The 15,698-nt window shown below is 64.8% G+C and carries 18 protein-coding genes; 7 read left to right on the top strand and 11 right to left on the bottom strand.

Annotation, left to right across the window (positions count from 1 at the left end; genetic code table 11):
* Positions 1–58: 58 nt before the first annotated feature.
* From ACTIEZ_RS01830 to ACTIEZ_RS01845, 4 genes are read left to right on the top strand one after another with little or no spacing between them, the layout of a single operon-like run.
* Complete coding sequence (locus ACTIEZ_RS01830; protein ID WP_439544935.1) at positions 59–1,426, top strand: TolC family protein; 1,368 nt, start codon at positions 59–61, stop codon at positions 1,424–1,426.
* Entirely contained in the window at positions 1,423–2,592 is a 1,170-nt protein-coding gene (locus ACTIEZ_RS01835) for an efflux RND transporter periplasmic adaptor subunit (RefSeq protein ID WP_439544936.1), read from the top strand. The genes ACTIEZ_RS01830 and ACTIEZ_RS01835 overlap by 4 nt, the downstream gene beginning before the upstream one ends.
* Positions 2,589–3,314, top strand: coding sequence for an ABC transporter ATP-binding protein (locus ACTIEZ_RS01840; protein ID WP_439544937.1), 726 nt, complete (start codon positions 2,589–2,591; stop codon positions 3,312–3,314). Before ACTIEZ_RS01835 ends, ACTIEZ_RS01840 begins: the two co-directional genes overlap by 4 nt.
* Positions 3,315–3,324: 10 nt before the next feature.
* Positions 3,325–4,542, top strand: a complete 1,218-nt coding sequence (locus ACTIEZ_RS01845) for an ABC transporter permease (protein WP_439544938.1) — start codon at positions 3,325–3,327, stop codon at positions 4,540–4,542.
* 6 nt (positions 4,543–4,548) lie between these two features.
* On the opposite strand, the gene ACTIEZ_RS01850 is transcribed toward ACTIEZ_RS01845, so the two are convergent.
* On the bottom strand, positions 4,549–5,022 hold the full coding sequence (locus ACTIEZ_RS01850; protein ID WP_439544939.1) for a BLUF domain-containing protein: 474 nt from the start codon (positions 5,020–5,022) through the stop codon (positions 4,549–4,551).
* A gap of 378 nt (positions 5,023–5,400) precedes the next feature.
* Here ACTIEZ_RS01850 and ACTIEZ_RS01855 point away from each other — a divergent pair, with 378 nt between their 5' ends.
* From ACTIEZ_RS01855 to ACTIEZ_RS01865, 3 genes are read left to right on the top strand one after another with little or no spacing between them, the layout of a single operon-like run.
* Entirely contained in the window at positions 5,401–6,246 is an 846-nt protein-coding gene (locus tag ACTIEZ_RS01855; RefSeq protein WP_439544940.1) for a carotenoid biosynthesis protein, read from the top strand.
* Between the two features lie 2 nt (positions 6,247–6,248).
* The gene (locus tag ACTIEZ_RS01860) at positions 6,249–6,956 is read left to right on the top strand and encodes a 1-acyl-sn-glycerol-3-phosphate acyltransferase (RefSeq protein ID WP_439544941.1); all 708 of its coding nucleotides are present in this window, start codon (positions 6,249–6,251) and stop codon (positions 6,954–6,956) included.
* Positions 6,957–6,979: 23 nt separating this feature from the next.
* Entirely contained in the window at positions 6,980–8,158 is a 1,179-nt protein-coding gene (locus ACTIEZ_RS01865) for a glycosyltransferase (protein WP_439544942.1), read from the top strand.
* Positions 8,159–8,193: 35 nt separating this feature from the next.
* Here ACTIEZ_RS01865 and ACTIEZ_RS01870 read toward each other — a convergent pair whose 3' ends face one another.
* The 10 genes from ACTIEZ_RS01870 to ACTIEZ_RS01915 all read right to left on the bottom strand — a co-directional run bounded on the left by ACTIEZ_RS01870 (position 8,194) and on the right by ACTIEZ_RS01915 (position 15,698).
* Positions 8,194–9,042 carry a hemolysin family protein gene (locus ACTIEZ_RS01870; RefSeq protein WP_439544943.1) on the bottom strand — a complete coding sequence of 283 codons (849 nt, stop codon included), beginning with the start codon at positions 9,040–9,042 and terminating at the stop codon, positions 8,194–8,196.
* Between the two features lie 84 nt (positions 9,043–9,126).
* Entirely contained in the window at positions 9,127–9,633 is a 507-nt protein-coding gene (gene ybeY / locus ACTIEZ_RS01875) for an rRNA maturation RNase YbeY (RefSeq protein ID WP_439544944.1), read from the bottom strand.
* Positions 9,633–10,646 carry a PhoH family protein gene (locus ACTIEZ_RS01880; protein WP_439544945.1) on the bottom strand — a complete coding sequence of 338 codons (1,014 nt, stop codon included), beginning with the start codon at positions 10,644–10,646 and terminating at the stop codon, positions 9,633–9,635. The genes ybeY and ACTIEZ_RS01880 overlap by 1 nt, the downstream gene beginning before the upstream one ends.
* A complete protein-coding gene (miaB, locus tag ACTIEZ_RS01885; RefSeq protein WP_439544946.1) occupies positions 10,646–12,040 on the bottom strand; it encodes a tRNA (N6-isopentenyl adenosine(37)-C2)-methylthiotransferase MiaB in 1,395 nt (464 codons plus the stop codon). Before miaB ends, ACTIEZ_RS01880 begins: the two co-directional genes overlap by 1 nt.
* Positions 12,041–12,063: 23 nt before the next feature.
* On the bottom strand, positions 12,064–12,828 hold the full coding sequence (locus tag ACTIEZ_RS01890) for a lysophospholipid acyltransferase family protein (RefSeq protein WP_439544947.1): 765 nt from the start codon (positions 12,826–12,828) through the stop codon (positions 12,064–12,066).
* A gap of 49 nt (positions 12,829–12,877) precedes the next feature.
* The gene (locus ACTIEZ_RS01895) at positions 12,878–13,300 is read right to left on the bottom strand and encodes a Fur family transcriptional regulator (protein ID WP_439544948.1); all 423 of its coding nucleotides are present in this window, start codon (positions 13,298–13,300) and stop codon (positions 12,878–12,880) included.
* 143 nt (positions 13,301–13,443) lie between these two features.
* The gene (locus ACTIEZ_RS01900) at positions 13,444–13,890 is read right to left on the bottom strand and encodes a MucR family transcriptional regulator (protein WP_439544949.1); all 447 of its coding nucleotides are present in this window, start codon (positions 13,888–13,890) and stop codon (positions 13,444–13,446) included.
* Positions 13,891–13,978: 88 nt separating this feature from the next.
* Entirely contained in the window at positions 13,979–14,458 is a 480-nt protein-coding gene (rimI, locus tag ACTIEZ_RS01905; RefSeq protein WP_439544950.1) for a ribosomal protein S18-alanine N-acetyltransferase, read from the bottom strand.
* A gap of 52 nt (positions 14,459–14,510) precedes the next feature.
* Positions 14,511–15,095, bottom strand: coding sequence for a tRNA (adenosine(37)-N6)-threonylcarbamoyltransferase complex dimerization subunit type 1 TsaB (gene tsaB / locus ACTIEZ_RS01910; protein WP_439544951.1), 585 nt, complete (start codon positions 15,093–15,095; stop codon positions 14,511–14,513).
* A gap of 9 nt (positions 15,096–15,104) precedes the next feature.
* Positions 15,105–15,698, bottom strand: a complete 594-nt coding sequence (locus tag ACTIEZ_RS01915; RefSeq protein WP_439544952.1) for a malonic semialdehyde reductase — start codon at positions 15,696–15,698, stop codon at positions 15,105–15,107.

Below are 15,698 nucleotides of genomic sequence, written 5' to 3' on the forward strand. Positions count from 1 at the left end.
GGGCGGTTGCGGCGCTGAGCCTCTTTCGCCAGTGCCGCGCATCGCATAGGACATGGCCATGCTTGGCCTTCTGATCATTGCGATGGCGGCCTTGCAGGCCGATCCGCGCAGCCTGTTGCCAGCCGATCGGGCCGGGGGCTGCGAACTGCCGGCCAAACCGCTGGCGCTTGCCGATGCCGTCGATCTTGCACTGTGCCGCAACCCGCGCACGGCAGCCGCGTGGGCCGCGGCGCAGGCCGCAGCAGCCCAGGCTGGTGCCGCGCGCGGGCCGTTGCTGCCGCAAATCGACGCGCAGATCGGCCCGACGCTCAATCGTTCGCAAAGCTTTCGCGATACCGGCTTTGTCGATGGCAATGGTCAGATCATTGGCGGCGGCGCATCGACGGTCAGCAATACGACCACCACTGTTCGGCTGGGGTTGAACTGGCTGGTGATCGACGGCGGCGCGCGCGCCGGGCGCATTGCCGCCGCCGATGCCAATGCGCGGGCCTTGCAGGCCCAGTTCGATGACAGCGCCCAGGGCGTGATTCTGGAGGTGGTTTCGGCGTGGAATGCACTGGCCGCCAACCGCGCCGTGGAGGAAGCCAATCGCGCCAATCTCGCCTTTGCCCGGCAATCCCGCGATCTCGCCGCTGCGCGCAAGGCCGCCGGCGTTGCGACCGGTGCTGATGCCCTACAGGGCGAAACCCAGGCGGCACAGGCCGAACTGACGCTGATCCAGACGCGCGGGAATGTGGCGAGTGCCGCCGGCCGGCTGGCGGTGGCCATGGGCCTGCCGCCGGGCACCGCGTTGCTGCTTGAACAATTGGCGCCGCTTGCTGCGGCGCCTGCGCTGCAGGCCGGCGCCGATGCGTTGATCAGTCAAGCCGAAACCCTGCGGCCAGACCTGCGGGCCGCCCGTGCGCAGGTGGAGGCGGCCGAAGCCAATGAACGGGTGGCGCGATCGGCTGGGCGGCCCAGCGTGGGATTTCAGGCCGCCAACACGCTGAGCGCGCTGGATGAATCGATCGATCGCAATCTTTCGAGCGCCGGCATCAGCCTGTCGATCCCGCTGTTTTCGGGATGGGCGACCCGCTATCAGATCGCCCAGACCCGCGCCCAGCGCGCCCAGCAGACAGCGGTGCTGGAACAGGTGCGCCAATCGGCCGGGCTGGCGGTGTGGCAAGCCTATGTCGCGCTCGAAAATGCGCTGGCCAGCCTGACACCAGCCAACGCCTTGCTGCGCAGTGCCGGCGAATCCGCCGATCTGGCACAGGGCCGCTACCAGGCCGGCACGGGGACCTTTGCCGATCTGCTCAATGCCCAGAATGCGCTGGCAGCGGCGCGGCAACAATTTGTGCAGGCCGAATTTGGCGTGCGCACCGCCCAGGCCGAACTGGCCCGCGCCGTTGGCGACATGAGCGCCTATGAGGGAACCAAGCCATGAACCGCCGCCGGTCCCTGATCGCTGTTGCGCTGGTTGTCGTGCTGATCGCCGGGCTTGTGGTGTGGCGCCAACTGACGGCACCGCCGCCACCACCGCCCTTTGTCACGGAAACGATTGCGCGCGGCGACATTGCCGAGACGATCACCGCCAATGGCGTGCTCAACCCGATCCGCGTCGTGAAGGTCGGCACGCAGGTTTCGGGCACCGTGATCAGCCTGCACGCCGATTTCAACGACACTGTGCGGGCGGGGCAGGTGCTGCTGCGGCTCGATCCCGCGTTGTTTGCCAGCCGCTTGGCCGCCAGCGAGGCAAGCCTGGCGCAGGCGCGGGCGCAGGCCGCCTTGCAGGCCGCCAATGTGCGCCGCGCTGCCGATCTGGTCGCCAAGGATTATATCAGCCGGCAGGACTATGAGACGCTGGTCGCCAACAGCCGGGGCGCCGCCGCACAAGTGCAGGCGGCAACCGCGCAGGTGGCTCAGGATCGCGCCAATCTGCAGTTTTCGGTGATCAGGGCGCCGGTATCGGGCGTGGTGATCAGCCGCGAAGTCGATATAGGCACCACGGTGGCTGCCGCGTTCAGCACGCCGACCCTGTTCACCATCGCCCGCGATCTGTCGCGGATGCAGATCGAGGCTTCGGTGGCCGAAGCGGATATCGCGCGCGTTCAGGCCGGCCAGCAGGTGCGCTTCACCGTTGATGCCTATGGCGGCCGCAACTTTGCCGGCACCGTGAAGCAGATCCGGCTCAATCCGGTAACGCAGCAGAATGTGGTGACCTACACGGTGGTGGTGGAGGCCGAAAATGCCGATGGGGCGCTGCTGCCAGGCATGACCGCCGACGCGCGCTTTCAGGTGGCGAGCCGCAACAATGTGCTGTTGCTGCCCAATGGTGCGCTGGGCTTCCGCCCGGAAGGCTTCAAGCCGGCGACCGATCTGGCCGCCGACGAAGCGATCGTGTTCGTGGATGATGCCGGAACAGCAACGGCGCGGCGGCTGCGGCTGGGGGCGAGCGATCCGCTGGCCAGCGAGATTGTTTCGGGACCGATCAAGGCCGGCGAACAGGTGATCACCGGCCTCAACAAGGCCGATGCCGCGCCCGGCATGTTCAGCGGCCCGCCCGGGCAGCAGCCGCGCAACCGGCGCGGGCAGGATGCCACGGCAAAATGAACCTGCTGATCGCCCTGCACGATGTGATCAAGGATTATCAATCCGAAGCCGGCAGCTTTCGGGCGCTGCACGGGGTGAATCTTGCAGTGCAGGCCGGTGAATTCATCGCCATCATGGGACCATCGGGATCGGGCAAATCCACGCTGATGAACCTGATTGGCTGCCTCGATACGGTGACGGCCGGCCGCTATCGCTTTGACGGCAAGGACACGGCGACGCTGTCCGAAACCGAGATGGCGCGGCTGCGCGGCAAGGGCATCGGCTTCATCTTTCAGGGGTTCAATCTGCTGCCACGGCTGACCGCGCAGGCCAATGTGGCGCTGCCGATGGTCTATGCCGGTGCATCGGCGGCCGATCGGCGGACGCGCGCTGCAGCCCTGCTGGCCAGTGTCGGCCTTGGCGACAAGCTCAATTCCCGCCCCACCCAGCTTTCGGGCGGCCAGCAGCAGCGGGTGGCGATTGCGCGCGCGCTGGCCAATGCGCCGGCCCTGCTGTTGGCCGATGAGCCGACCGGCGCGCTCGATACCCGCACCGGCCAGGAGGTGCTGGCGCTGTTTCGCGAACTGAACGAAACGCGCGGCGTGACGGTGGTGATCGTGACCCACGATCCCGAAGTGGCACGCGTCACCAACCGCGTGGTGCGCATCCAGGATGGCCTTATCGTGCACGACGGCCCGCCTGACGACACCGCGCTGTTCGGCCATCCGGCAGCGGCAGCATGAGCGCGCGGCCATGCTGAACGCGATGCTGGCGGAGGCTTGGACCGCGCTGGTGGCCAACCGGCTGCGATCGCTGCTCACCATGCTTGGCATGATCATCGGGGTTTCTGCGGTCATTCTGATGCTGGCGATTGGCGGCGGTGTGCAGAAACAAGTGGCGGATTCGATTTCGGGGCTGGGCTCCAATCTGTTGATCGTCACGGCGGGCAGCGGGCGCCAGGGCGGCATTTTCGGCGGTGCCGGCAGCGGCGCCAGCCTGCGCATCGATGATGCCGATGCGATTGCCGCGCTGCCCAATGTCGTGGCAGCAGCGCCGTCGGCCGGCATCCCGGCACAGGTAGTGGCCGGGCCGAACAACTGGGCCACCAATGTCACCGGCGCGGCACCGGCGTGGTTCGAAGTGAATGAATGGCCAGTGGCGGAAGGCCGGCCGTTCAATGCGCGCGAAGACCGGGCCGGCGCGCGCGTGGCCGTGATCGGGCAGACCGTGGCGGAAAAACTCTATGGCGCGCGCGCAGCAACCGGCCAGCCCGTCCGCATCAAGGGCGTCAGCTTCACGGTGATTGGTGTGCTCGAAAAGCGCGGGCAGGGCTTTGGCGGCCAGGATCGCGACGATACGATCGTGGTGCCGCTCACCAGTGCGCAGCGCCTGCTGCAGGCCAATGCCTTTCGCGGGACGATCCGCACGATTTCCGTAAGCGTCGGGTCGGCCGAGGCGCTGGAGCCGGCCATCGATGATATCAGCCGCCTGCTGCGCCGCCGCCACAATCTGCGCGCCGGCGAAGTGGATGATTTTCAAGTGGCGAACTTGACCGCCATCACCGACACGCTGAGCACGGCGACCACCGCCGTATCGCTGCTGCTGGCCGCCATCGGATCGATCAGCCTGGTGGTGGGCGGCATCGGCATCATGAACATCATGCTGGTTTCCGTCACCGAACGCACCCGCGAAATCGGCATCCGCATGGCCATCGGCGCCCCGCGCGGCGCAATCCGCCTGCAATTCCTGATGGAAGCCTTGATGCTGAGCTTGATCGGCTGCGGCATCGGCGTCGTGCTGGGCACCAGCCTGGCCAAGACGGCCGATAATTTCATCGGCTTCGACACCGAAATCACGCCAGCAGCCATCATCATTGCCTTTGCGGTTTCGGCAGCCATCGGCATCTTCTTCGGCTGGTGGCCGGCAACGCGCGCCTCAAGGCTTTCTCCCATCGAGGCGCTGCGCAGCTGAACCAGGTCAATTTCGCCCAAGCGCCTCTATGGGGGCCAAATCGAGGTGCTTCAGAATACGCTGCAGGGTCGCGATGTTGTTTTCATCTTCGGCGCTTTCCAGCGCTTCCTGCAGCACCTCACGAATGTCTTCAGCGCCGACCCGCTCCATCTCCCAATTCGGATACAGCCGCTCGCGATTTTCCACGCTCCGGTCCAGCGGGACGATGTCGTAATGACGCGGATCGCCATGCAGGCTGGCGACAAGCTTTTCCACCTCATCCGGCGGACCCTCGATCCACTGGAAGAATATGCCGCTCCCGAACACCAGCACCCCGGTGATGGCGCGTTCGACATTGCGGCGTTGCGACCATTCGATGATGCGATCGACCTCAGCATCGTCCACGCCTTCGGCCGCACGACTGCAGTAGACGAAATTATCAAGGATCAGCCCTGCATGATCCATGTCAGGGTCACGCGGAAAACCATATTCATCGACCATCGTTCAGCTCGCTTTTGTCTGTGCCGGGCTGGCAGTGCTACCCGGAAAGGCCGCCGAAACGACAAGAAACCGGCTTCGATTTTGGTGCTGCGTCCGGTTCCAGCGTCCAGGTTCACGCTGGCACGCTGCGCCATTACCCCACTCTCATCTATGCGAGTTGGGGCAGGATGAACAGGGCCGCCGGTCGGTCGGTCGATAAGCCACAAGCTGATCACCGAACCCCGCCCTGACCGGTCAATTCGCCGCAGCATCGGCGCAAACGCCTCAGGGACATGATCAAGTCGCGACTGTATCGGTTTGCGCTCCAGTTGCCTAGCTTTGCTCAAAAAGGGGTGGCGACGAACATCGATTGCGGAGCCCGGGGTGAAACAATATTCATTGGAACGTACAGCGTGGGCGCTGCTGCTGTGCCACGTCTTTCTCTCGCTGTTCGGCCTTGCCGGTATCGCCATCATGGTGCCGCATCCGGAAATATGGAGCGATTGGGGCGTGATTGCGTCGTTGTTCCCGCTGGCGTTGGCGCAGGGCGGCAACTTCCAGATCATCCTGGGTGCCGCTGCCGTGCTGGCGTTCGGCACAGTCATCGCCGGGCGGCGCGCCATGCTGATTTTCTTCAGCGTCGCCGTCACCTTGTCGCTGATGTTTGAACTCACCGGCACCTCGTTCGGTTGGCCGTTCGGCAATTATGAATATACGGATTTGTTCGGTTTCAAGATCATGGGCAAGGTGCCGCCGGTGATCCCGCTTTCGTGGTTTTCGATGGGATTTTCCGCCTTCGCTGTGGCCACGGCGCTCATTCGGACATGGTCTGGCTCGACGCGCCTATGGCCATCGATCCTGCTGGGTTCCGCCATGCTGGTGGCTTGGGACATGGTGCTCGATCCCGCCATGTCGCATCCCGATCTGCTGCTGCAATATTGGGTCTGGGAAGATGTTGGCCCATATCTGGGCGTTCCCATCGTGAATTTCTTCGGCTGGATGGCAACCGGCATGATTTTCATGGCGGTATCTGCCTATCTTGATCAGGGGTTGCGGCCGATCTCGGATGATCAGGGGACGTTCTTTCTGATCATGTATATCTGCAACCTGTTGTTTGCTGCCGGCATCTGCCTCGGCAATGAGATCTGGGTCCCTGCCGCCATCGGCCTCGGCTTGGCCTCGGCCGTGATGCTGGCATGGTTCTGGCCAGCGCTGCGGCCAACGATGCTCAGCAGCGACGCCTGATCTTGCCGGCGACGTTTGTCGATATTTCGGGCCTGGCGATGCGGCTGGGCGCCAGAGTGGCGATCAACCGGTCCGAAATCACCGCTGCCGGGCTCGATCAGGTGCCGGGGTCCGGGCCCGTGGTGCTGGCGGTAAGACATTATCACCATCTGCTCGATGGTCTCGGCCTGTTGGCGCACAGCCGCCGTCCGCTGCACATCCTGATCGGGCTGGATTGGGTGACCTCCCGCGCGGAGCGTTGGCTGATGGAAACGCTGGCGCGGGCTTGCGCCTGGCCCGTGACGCTGCGTACCGCCAAGGATCGGCTGGCCGATGAACTGCCCGTCCTCGACGCTGCATCCGCCTATCGACTGGAAGAAGCCCAACCCTATCAGCAACGGTCGTTTCGGCAGTGTGTGACGCTGCTTGGCCGCGGCCGCGTTGTCGTCATCTTTCCGGAAAGCTACCCGTTGATCGACCCCCACACCCAGCGCAAACCGCGCCACGAATTGCTGGCACCGTTCAAGCCGGGCTTTGCGCGGGCCGCTGTTGCTGCCGCCCGCCGCCATGGCCGCCCGGTCAACGTCGTCCCGGTGGGCATCGGCGCTGATGCCGCCAACCCCCGCCGGCTGGCCTTTCGCTATGGGCAGCCAAGGTTGGTCACGGCAGCCACCGACGTCAACCGCCTGGTGGCAGACGTCAGGGCCGACATCTGCCGGCTCAGCGGTTAACTGCCGTGCCGCAAGGACAAGCCATGGCGATCCTGCTGCTGTTGCTGGTTGTGGTGATCATCCAGGCCGTCCTGGCCGTGCGGGTGTTCCGGCAGTTCCTGCGCGTGGCGAGCATGCGCCGCATTCCAGCCAGCACAGCGCCGGCGCCATTTTCCATTGCCGTGATCGTGCCGGTGCTCAACGAAGAACGGCGCCTGCCAGCCATGTTGCAGGCCCTGCTTGCCGAAGCGGGCACGGTTCCCGAAATCACTGAAATCCTGATTGTCGATGGCGGATCGATCGATGGCACACGCAAAGTCGTGATGGCAGCCGCGGCGCTTGATGCGCGGGTAAAATTCATCGACGCGTCCCCGGTGCCGATGACGGCCGTCGGCAAGGCCTGGGGTTTGCAGCAGGGCGCGGCTGCGGCGCGCGCCGACTGGCTGCTGACCCTTGATGCCGATACGATCGTTGCGCCGGGTTTGACCCGCGCCCTCGCCGCTTTTGTCCACGCTGAAAAGATTGATGCCCTGTCGGTTGCCACGCAACAATCCTGCGCGGGGTGGCTGCAGTCGATGCTGCACCCCGCGTTCCTGACGACGCTGGTCTATCGCTTTGGCCCGCCCGGTTATGCGACGCGTGATCCCCGCCGGGTGATGGCCAACGGCCAATGTTTCTTCGCTGCCAGGGCCGTGCTTGCCGAAACCGATGCGATCGGGTCGGCGCTGGCGTCGCTGTGTGAAGACATCACCATCGCCCGCACCTTGGCCAAGGCCGGCCATGCCGTCGGCTTTTACGAAACGGATGTGCCGGTCGTGGTGCAGATGTACGGGTCCGCCCAAGAGGTCTGGGCCAACTGGCCGCGATCGCTGGTCATGCGCGATCACCATGCCGGTGGGGTGGCACTCCTGCCGCTGGCACAGGTGGTGATGTTGCAGGCAGCGCCCTTGCCATTGCTGCTGCTCGCGCTGATCGGCGGCTGGCCGCTGTGGTTCCTGCTGGTGCAGGCCGTGCTGCTGGTCAGCCGCATCGGGGTGCTGGCCGGAGTCAACGGCTCCTACGCCAGACGGGATGCCAGCTTCTGGCTTTCGCCGTTGCTCGATATGCTGGTGGCACTGCGCCTGCTGGCCGCGCAATTTCAACGGCGGCTCGTCTGGCGTGGCCGGGTCTATGTGCGCGGCCGCGATGGCACGATCACGGCGGTTTCAGACCGTCCAGATTAGCCGGGCCATCTCTAACAGCAGTCACATCAACCCACTCACGCCGCCGTCAGCTGTATCCGCAAGCGCTTCACCATGCGCGGATCGCCGTCGATCACTTCGATGCGCCAGCCGGCGGGGTGATCGACATGCTCGCCTGGCGCCGGCACGCGGCCGGCCAGCATGAACACCAGACCGCCCAGCGTATCGACATCCAGGCCCACGGCATCATCGGCCAGGGTCATGTGCAGCGTTTCTTCCAGGTCGCTGATCGGCAGGCGCGCGTCGGCTTCCCACAGGCCGTCGCCCACCGCCTGGATCAGCGCAGCGGCGGCTTCGTCATGTTCGTCCTCGATGTCGCCGACGATTTCCTCGACCAGGTCCTCGATGGTGACCAGGCCATCGACGCCGCCATATTCATCGATGATGATCGCCATGTGGGTGCGCCCGGCCCGCATCCGGGCCAGCAGATCGACGATCGCCATCGAAGCCGGCACGAACAGCACGTCGCGCAGCAACGGCTCTATATCCAGATTCAGCAACGGCGCGGAGCTGACCTGATCGCTGAACGTGTCCGCGATCTGCATATACACATCCTTGATGTGAATCATGCCGATGATGTTGTCGCGTTCGCCGCGCCACACCGGCATGCGGCTGTGGCCGGCTTCGCGGAACAGCGCCACCAGCGCGGCAAAGCCCTGGTCGGCATCGAAGGTGACCATGTCGGCGCGCGGCACCGCGATGTCGCCGGCGCATTCATCGCCCAGATGCAGCATGTTGCGCAGCATCGCACGTTCGACGGGGCCGAGATCGTCGCCCAGGGCGCCCTGGGGTTCAGCATCCTCGGCTTCGTCGATCGCCTCTTCCAGGCTTTCGCGCAGCGAGGTTTCCTGGGCCCGGTTGAACAAGTGGCGGACTTGCCGCCACCAGCTGCGGCTCCGCAATCGACTATGGCTGTCGCCGCTACTGTCGCCCTCGGGCATGGTCAGGCTTCATCCTTCATACGGGTCGGGCAGGTGCAACCGTGAACAGATGATACGTTCCAGCGCTTCCATCCGGTCGGCCGCAGCCTCGTCGTCCTCGTGATCATATCCTAGCAGGTGCAGCGTGCCATGCACAATCAGATGCGCGACATACTGACCGGGTGTCCAGCCCTTGGCAGCGGCTTCGGCGAGCACGGTTTCGACGGCCAGCACCAGATCGCCGAGCAGCACCTCGCCATCATCGCTGTTGGCAAGCTGCACCAGCATGTCGGCGCTCAGCATCGGGAAGGAGAGGATGTTGGTCGGCTTGTCCTTGCCGCGATATTGCCGATTGAGTTCATGCACTTCGGCGTCGTTGGTCAGGCGCACTGCGACTTCGACCGACATCGGCGCCGCGTCCAGATCGGCGTGCGGGGTTTCGGCGACGGCTGCCGCGACGGCCGCACGCGCCACCGCTTCCCAATCGGGCCCCTCCGGCCAGCCGGCGGCAACGATATCGGTTTCAACCGTCAGCATCAGCCGTCTTGGGCGGGGCCTTCATAGGCCTCCACGATGCGGCCCACGATCGGATGGCGCACGACCTCCTTCACCGAGAAGCGCAGGGTAGCGATACCCTCCACCCCGTCCAGACGCCGCACGGCATCGGCAAGGCCCGAGGCGCCGGGGTTGGGCAGATCGACCTGGTTGGGATCGCCGCAGATCACCATGCGGCTGCGCTCGCCGAAGCGAGTGAGGAACATCTTCATCTGCAGCGGCGTGGTGTTCTGGGCCTCATCCAGGATGATGAAGGCGTTGGCCAACGTGCGGCCACGCATGAAGGCCAGCGGCGCGATCTCGATTTCACCCGATGCCAGCCGGCGCTCGACCTGCTCGGCCGGCAGCATGTCATAGAGTGCGTCGTAAAGCGGACGCAGATAGGGATCGACCTTTTCCTTCATGTCGCCGGGCAGGAAGCCGAGCCGTTCGCCAGCCTCCACGGCCGGGCGCGACAGGATCAGCCGGTCCACCGAACCGGAAATCAGCTGGCTGACCGCCTGCGCCACCGCCAGATAGGTTTTGCCGGTGCCGGCCGGGCCAAGGGCGAAGATCACGTCGGACGAGCCAAGCGCCTCGATATAGCGGACCTGGGTGGGCGATCGCGCGACGATGGTCTTGCGGCGGGTACGAATGGCGGCAGTGGCAGCCTGGCCGGTGTCGGCATGCACCAGCCCTTCCAGCATGGGCTGCGCCGCAACCGCCACGGCGCCGATCACATCGCCGGTGTCGATATCCTCACCCTTCACCACCCGGGCATAAAGGCTGGTGAGCACATCGCGGGTGCGGGCGGCGGCATCGGCTTCGCCCTCCACGATCACGCGATTGCCGCGGGCGCTGATATAGACGCCGAGCTGGCCTTCGAGGGCGATCAGATTTTGATCATATTGACCAAACAGCGCGCCGAGCAATTGCACCTTGTCGAACTGGATCTCCAGCTTGACGCGATCGGTGGGCCCGGGCGGGTTGCCGCCACGGTGCGGTTTGCGGCCCATCAGGCGACCTGGCTTTGCGGGCGGCAAGGCATGGCTTCAACGCTGTTTGGCATGGCAGATACAATCTCCACTTCCACCAGATCACCGATCACGGCACCCGGCAATGACACCACGGCCGATTGCAGCCAGGGTGTCTTGCCGATCAATTGCCCGGGCTTGCGGCCGGGCCGTTCCAGCAGGACGGTGCAGCGCCGGCCGACGGTGCTGCGATTGAAGGCCAGGCTGGCCTCGCTGATGGTGGCCTGCAGGCGGGCAAGCCGCTCATCCTTCACGGCCTCCGGCACCTGGTCGGCCATGGTCGCCGCCGGTGTGCCTGGGCGGATGCTGTATTTGAAGCTGTAGGCAGCGGCGTAGCCAACCTCGCGGACAATCGACAGCGTCTGTTCGAAATCCGCGTCGGACTCACCCGGAAAACCGACGATGAAATCACCCGAAAGGGCGATATCGGGCCGCGCCGCGCGCAGTCGGGCCAGCGTTGCCAGATAGGAATCGCGGGTGTGGGCGCGGTTCATCGCCTTCAGGATGCGGCTCGAACCCGATTGCACCGGCAAATGCAGATAGGGCATCAATTTGGCCACTTCGGCATGGGCGGCAATCAGATCGTCACCGCCGGCGCCTTCCATGTCGCGGGGATGGCTGGTGGTGTAGCGGATGCGCGCCAGCCCGTCGATCTGCGCCAGTTCGCGGATCAGGCCGGAAAGCGACAGGCCGCCCCCAAGACTGTCGCTGTAGGCGTTCACATTCTGGCCGAGCAGGGTGATCTCCCGCACGCCGCGCGCCACCAGGGCCTTCGCTTCCGCCAACAGATCGGCCGCCGGGCGGCTGGTCTCCGGGCCGCGGGTGTAGGGCACCACACAGAAGGTGCAGAACTTGTCACAGCCTTCCTGCACGGTCAGGAACGCGCTCGCTTGGGTTGTGTGCCGGGCCGGCAATGAGTCGAACTTCGGCACCGCCGGCATGTCGATGTCGATCACCCGTCCGCCACGCGCTTGCTGCAACAGTTGCGGCAGGCGATGATAGGCCAGCGGCCCGACAATCACGTCAACCGCCGGGGCACGCGCTGCAATTTCAGCGCCTTCGGCCTGGGCGACGCAGCCAGCGGCGACAATGGTCGGCCGGCTGCCATCGCGCCGCGGCTGGCGCAGGCGGCCGATATCGGAATAGAGTTTCTCGGCCGCCCGTTCGCGGATGTGGCAGGTGTTGAGCACCACCACGTCGGCCTCTTCCGGAGTCGCCACCGGCGCCATGCCTTGCGCGCTGAGCAGATCACCCATCCGCTCGCTGTCATAGACATTCATCTGACATCCGAAGGACTTGACGTGATAGCGCCTCGGCAATTCGGTGGGGGGGGACGACACGGTCGCAGCAATCTCCAGATGAACCCCTTCAGGCATAGCGGCTTTGCCCGCCAAGGTCATCAGGCTTCCCCGGTCACATGGCCGCGCATCAAGCGGCGGTAGCCGGCGGCAATCACGTCATGGCAATGCAGTGCCAGGGCCTTGCGATCGGGCCACGCTGCCGGATCGAGGGGCGGGTGAAACAATATCTCCGCGGTCACCCGGCCCAGGCCGATGAAGCTCATGGCGTGCGGGCCCAGTTCGGTATCACCCACCCAGGCCAGATCGGGCAACTGCCTACGGGTGACCGGCAGGCCGTTAATCCGCGTGTAGGCCAGCGTCACCGGCTGGATCACCACGCCCGGCACATCGGCGACCACGGCGAACAGAGCGGATTTGAAAGGCAGCACACCGGTGCCGTCGCTGTTGGTGCCTTCCGGAAACAGGATGATGCTGCCGCCGGCGCGCAACCGCTCGGCAATCTCGTTCCTCTGGGTGCCGGCGCTTTGCCGGCGATCGCGGGCGACATAGACAGTGTGGGCAAAGCTCGCCAGCCAGCCAACCGGGCCCCAGCCGGCAACTTCGGATTTGGCCACGAAGCTGCCGCGGATGCGGGCGCCGAGCACCGGAATATCCGCCCAAGACAAATGATTGACGATATAGAGCACGCGATTGCGCGCCGCCGGCCGGCCGTGTGTGCGAATGGCCACGCCCATCGCCCGCGACAAACCGCGATGAAACCAGATCGGCAGATAGGGCCGATTGCGCAGGGTGAAGGCGCGCAGCAGTATCTCGGCGGGAACCGTCGCGGCGACAGTGGCCGCCGTGCCCAAGGCCGTGCGCATCGTGCCAAGACGCCTTGTTGGTGGCGCCCGCCGCTGCGCCAGCGGCGCCCTAGTTGGACGGTTTGATCGCCGTGCCATATAGCTCCATCCGGTGGTCGACGAGGCGATAGCCCAACCGGTCGGCAATGCGGCGTTGCAGCTCTTCGATTTCCGGATCGTGAAATTCGATCACGTCGCCGGTGTCGATATCGATCAGATGATCATGGTGGCCATCGGCCACGGTTTCATAGCGCGATCGGCCGCCCTGGAATTCGTGCCGTTCCAGGATGCCGGCTTCTTCGAACAATTTCACGGTGCGATAGACGGTGGCGATGGAAATGCGCGGATCAACCTGCGCGACCCGGCGATGCAGTGCTTCCACATCAGGATGGTCGGTCACGTCGCTCAACACGCGGGCAATCACGCGACGCTGCTCGGTGATGCGCAGGCCCTTTTTCAGGCACAAGGCCTCGATGTCGATCTGCTCGCCCATCCGCGCTCTCCTGCTCACCCACGCTTCCGCCTGCCCTGCCTTCCGTTTAGGCGGCAAGGCGGGCGGTAGCAAGCGGGCGAATGCCCGCCGGGCAACTGCAGCTCAAGCCAAAGGCGCTGCAGTTCCGGGCCGTTCCGGGCGGTTCAGGCGACCGGGTTCTTGCGCGGACGGCCACGCGGCTTGGCAGTGCGCTTGGTGCCTAGGCCAATTGATTTGGCCAATGTGCGGCGCTGCTCAGCATAGTTGGGCGCGACCATCGGATAATCAGCCGCCAGGCCCCACTTGGTGCGGTAATCATCGGGTGTCATGCCATAGCGCGTCATCAGGTGACGCTTCAGCATCTTCAGCTTCTTGCCATCTTCAAGGCACACGATGAAATCAGGCTTGATCGACGAACGAATGGCGACAGCGGGTTCCTGCTTCGGCGGCGGCGGCGCCACCGGGCTACCAAGCCGCGACAGCGTGGCATAAACGCTTTCAATCACGCCAGGCACATCAGACGGTTGCACGGTGTTGTTGGCGAAATGGGAAGCCACGATATCGGCGGTAAGCGCCAGCAGTTCGGTATGTGAATGAGTGTTATCTGTCATTTTCTCTTCCTTGACCCCAAAAGCACGGATCCCTACTTCCGCAGCACACGTCCTGAGCCGCAGGGGCGGACTTTGCAACAAAAAACTGTCACACGATCAATGTTTCCAAGCCAAAACGCATGGTAATTGCGGCGCGGCGACTTCCATCCTTGCCGGCATAATAGTCGGCACGACGGCCGATCACAGCAAAGCCGGAAACTTGGTAAAGATAACGAGCAGCTTGGTTATCTTCGCGTACCTCAAGGAACAACACCTTGCATCCCCGGGCAAGTGCATCTTCCTGCGCACGCGCCAGCAGTCGACTACCGGCACCTTGCCGACGCAATTGCGGGGCTACAGCGATCAACAGCAATTCAACTTCATCGGTCACGGCGCGACACAAGGTAAAGCCCACGGGCTGTGATCCTTGCAAGGCCAGCCGCGCCCAACAACCGGGCATCGCCATGGTTGCCAGCAACTGTGCCGCCGACCAGGCTTCGCCATAACGCGGGTCAAAGGCGGCATGCATTACCATCATCATGGCATCGAGGTGGCGTTCATCAGCAGGCACAATCAGCAGTGCCGGCATCAATGCGCGGGGCGAAGAGCCTGGCTGATCCACAGCAGACGCCATAAGCGGCTCAATCGTCGAGGTAAAGCGCAGCCGGCGGCACAAGCCAGGCCGGTGGTACCTGCCCGGCAAAGCCGGCATCGGGGTGATGGTCGTGCAGCGGCTGCACGCCAGGCGGCAGCAAAGCCGCGCCAGCACCCGCCGTTGCGACCGCCGATGGCAATTGGCTGATCACGCGCGGCGGCAACAGCGGCGACGCCCGCTGCACAACAGCGCCCACCGCCTGGCCGCGCCCGGCGTCGATCACGGCCAAAACATCTCCCAACGCCGGATTGGCGGCAAAGGCCGCTGCTGCCACCAGCGCCAGCGCCGACACCCCATGCACCGGCACGTCCCACGCCAGGCCCAGCGCCCGCGCGGCCGCGATACCGATGCGAATGCCGGTGTAGCTGCCCGGCCCGACATCCACCACGATGGCCTGGGGGCGCGGCTGACCAATCAACAGGGCCGCTATGCCGGGCACCAGCGCTTCGGCATGCCCGCGCCCGATCAGTTCGTGATGGCGCGCCAGCAGCTTTGGCCCCGCCACCAATGCGATCGACAGCGCCGGGGACGAGGTGGAAATCGCCAGCAACAGGGGCGGGGATGCAGTCACGCCTGTCCGTTACAGGATGTGCGCCGCATCCTCAAACGCCAGTCGCGGCAACCGCGGGAACAGGCCGGTGGCCGTGCCCTTGCCCAGCGAGCAGATGAAGTTGGTTTCAATCTTCGTTCCGGCCCAGAATTCGGCGTCCACGGCCGGTTTCGCAAAGCCTGACATCGGCCCGGTGTCCCACCCCAGCGCCCGCGCCGCCATGATCAGCCAGGCGCCTTGCAGCGATGAATTGCGAAAGGCGGTTTCGCGGGCCAAGGCCTCGCTGCCGGTGAACCAGGCCCGCGCGTCGGCGTGCGGGAACAATTCGGGCAGGCGATCATAAAATTCCGGATCGAACCCGATGATCACCGTGACTGGCGCCGCCTTGACCTTGGGCTGGTTGGCCGCGCTCACACACGCCGCCAGCCGTTCGCGTGATTGGGCGGAATGGCAGAAAATGAAGCGGGCCGGGCTGCTGTTGGCCGACGTCGGTCCCATCTTTACCAGATCATATAGCGCACGCAGATCAGCTTCGGATACCGGCGTGTCGTCCCACGTATAATAGGTGCGCGCATCTGTGAAAAGTTGCGCCAATGCGCCAGCATCGAGCGGTTCGCCTGCCAT

This window comes from Sandarakinorhabdus sp. (assembly GCF_051860625.1).
Taxonomy (GTDB): Bacteria; Pseudomonadota; Alphaproteobacteria; order Sphingomonadales; family Sphingomonadaceae; genus Sandarakinorhabdus.

Bases quoted from the DNA above. Each gene is read 5' to 3' on its own strand.
- ACTIEZ_RS01835 (WP_439544936.1), top strand. From the start codon at position 1,423: ATGAACCGCCGCCGGTCCCTGATCGCTGTTGCGCTGGTTGTCGTGCTG.
- ACTIEZ_RS01865 (WP_439544942.1), top strand. From the start codon at position 6,980: ATGGCGATCCTGCTGCTGTTGCTGGTTGTGGTGATCATCCAGGCCGTC.
- ACTIEZ_RS01880 (WP_439544945.1), bottom strand. From the start codon at position 10,646: ATGGGCCGCAAACCGCACCGTGGCGGCAACCCGCCCGGGCCCACCGAT.
- ACTIEZ_RS01890 (WP_439544947.1), bottom strand. From the start codon at position 12,828: ATGCGCACGGCCTTGGGCACGGCGGCCACTGTCGCCGCGACGGTTCCC.
- miaB (WP_439544946.1), bottom strand. From the start codon at position 12,040: ATGCCTGAAGGGGTTCATCTGGAGATTGCTGCGACCGTGTCGTCCCCC.
- ACTIEZ_RS01900 (WP_439544949.1), bottom strand. From the start codon at position 13,890: ATGACAGATAACACTCATTCACATACCGAACTGCTGGCGCTTACCGCC.
- ACTIEZ_RS01830 (WP_439544935.1), top strand. From the start codon at position 59: ATGCTTGGCCTTCTGATCATTGCGATGGCGGCCTTGCAGGCCGATCCG.
- ACTIEZ_RS01840 (WP_439544937.1), top strand. From the start codon at position 2,589: ATGAACCTGCTGATCGCCCTGCACGATGTGATCAAGGATTATCAATCC.
- ACTIEZ_RS01895 (WP_439544948.1), bottom strand. From the start codon at position 13,300: ATGGGCGAGCAGATCGACATCGAGGCCTTGTGCCTGAAAAAGGGCCTG.
- ybeY (WP_439544944.1), bottom strand. From the start codon at position 9,633: ATGCTGACGGTTGAAACCGATATCGTTGCCGCCGGCTGGCCGGAGGGG.
- ACTIEZ_RS01915 (WP_439544952.1), bottom strand. From the start codon at position 15,698: ATGGCAGGCGAACCGCTCGATGCTGGCGCATTGGCGCAACTTTTCACA.
- ACTIEZ_RS01845 (WP_439544938.1), top strand. From the start codon at position 3,325: ATGCTGAACGCGATGCTGGCGGAGGCTTGGACCGCGCTGGTGGCCAAC.
- ACTIEZ_RS01850 (WP_439544939.1), bottom strand. From the start codon at position 5,022: ATGGTCGATGAATATGGTTTTCCGCGTGACCCTGACATGGATCATGCA.
- rimI (WP_439544950.1), bottom strand. From the start codon at position 14,458: ATGCCGGCACTGCTGATTGTGCCTGCTGATGAACGCCACCTCGATGCC.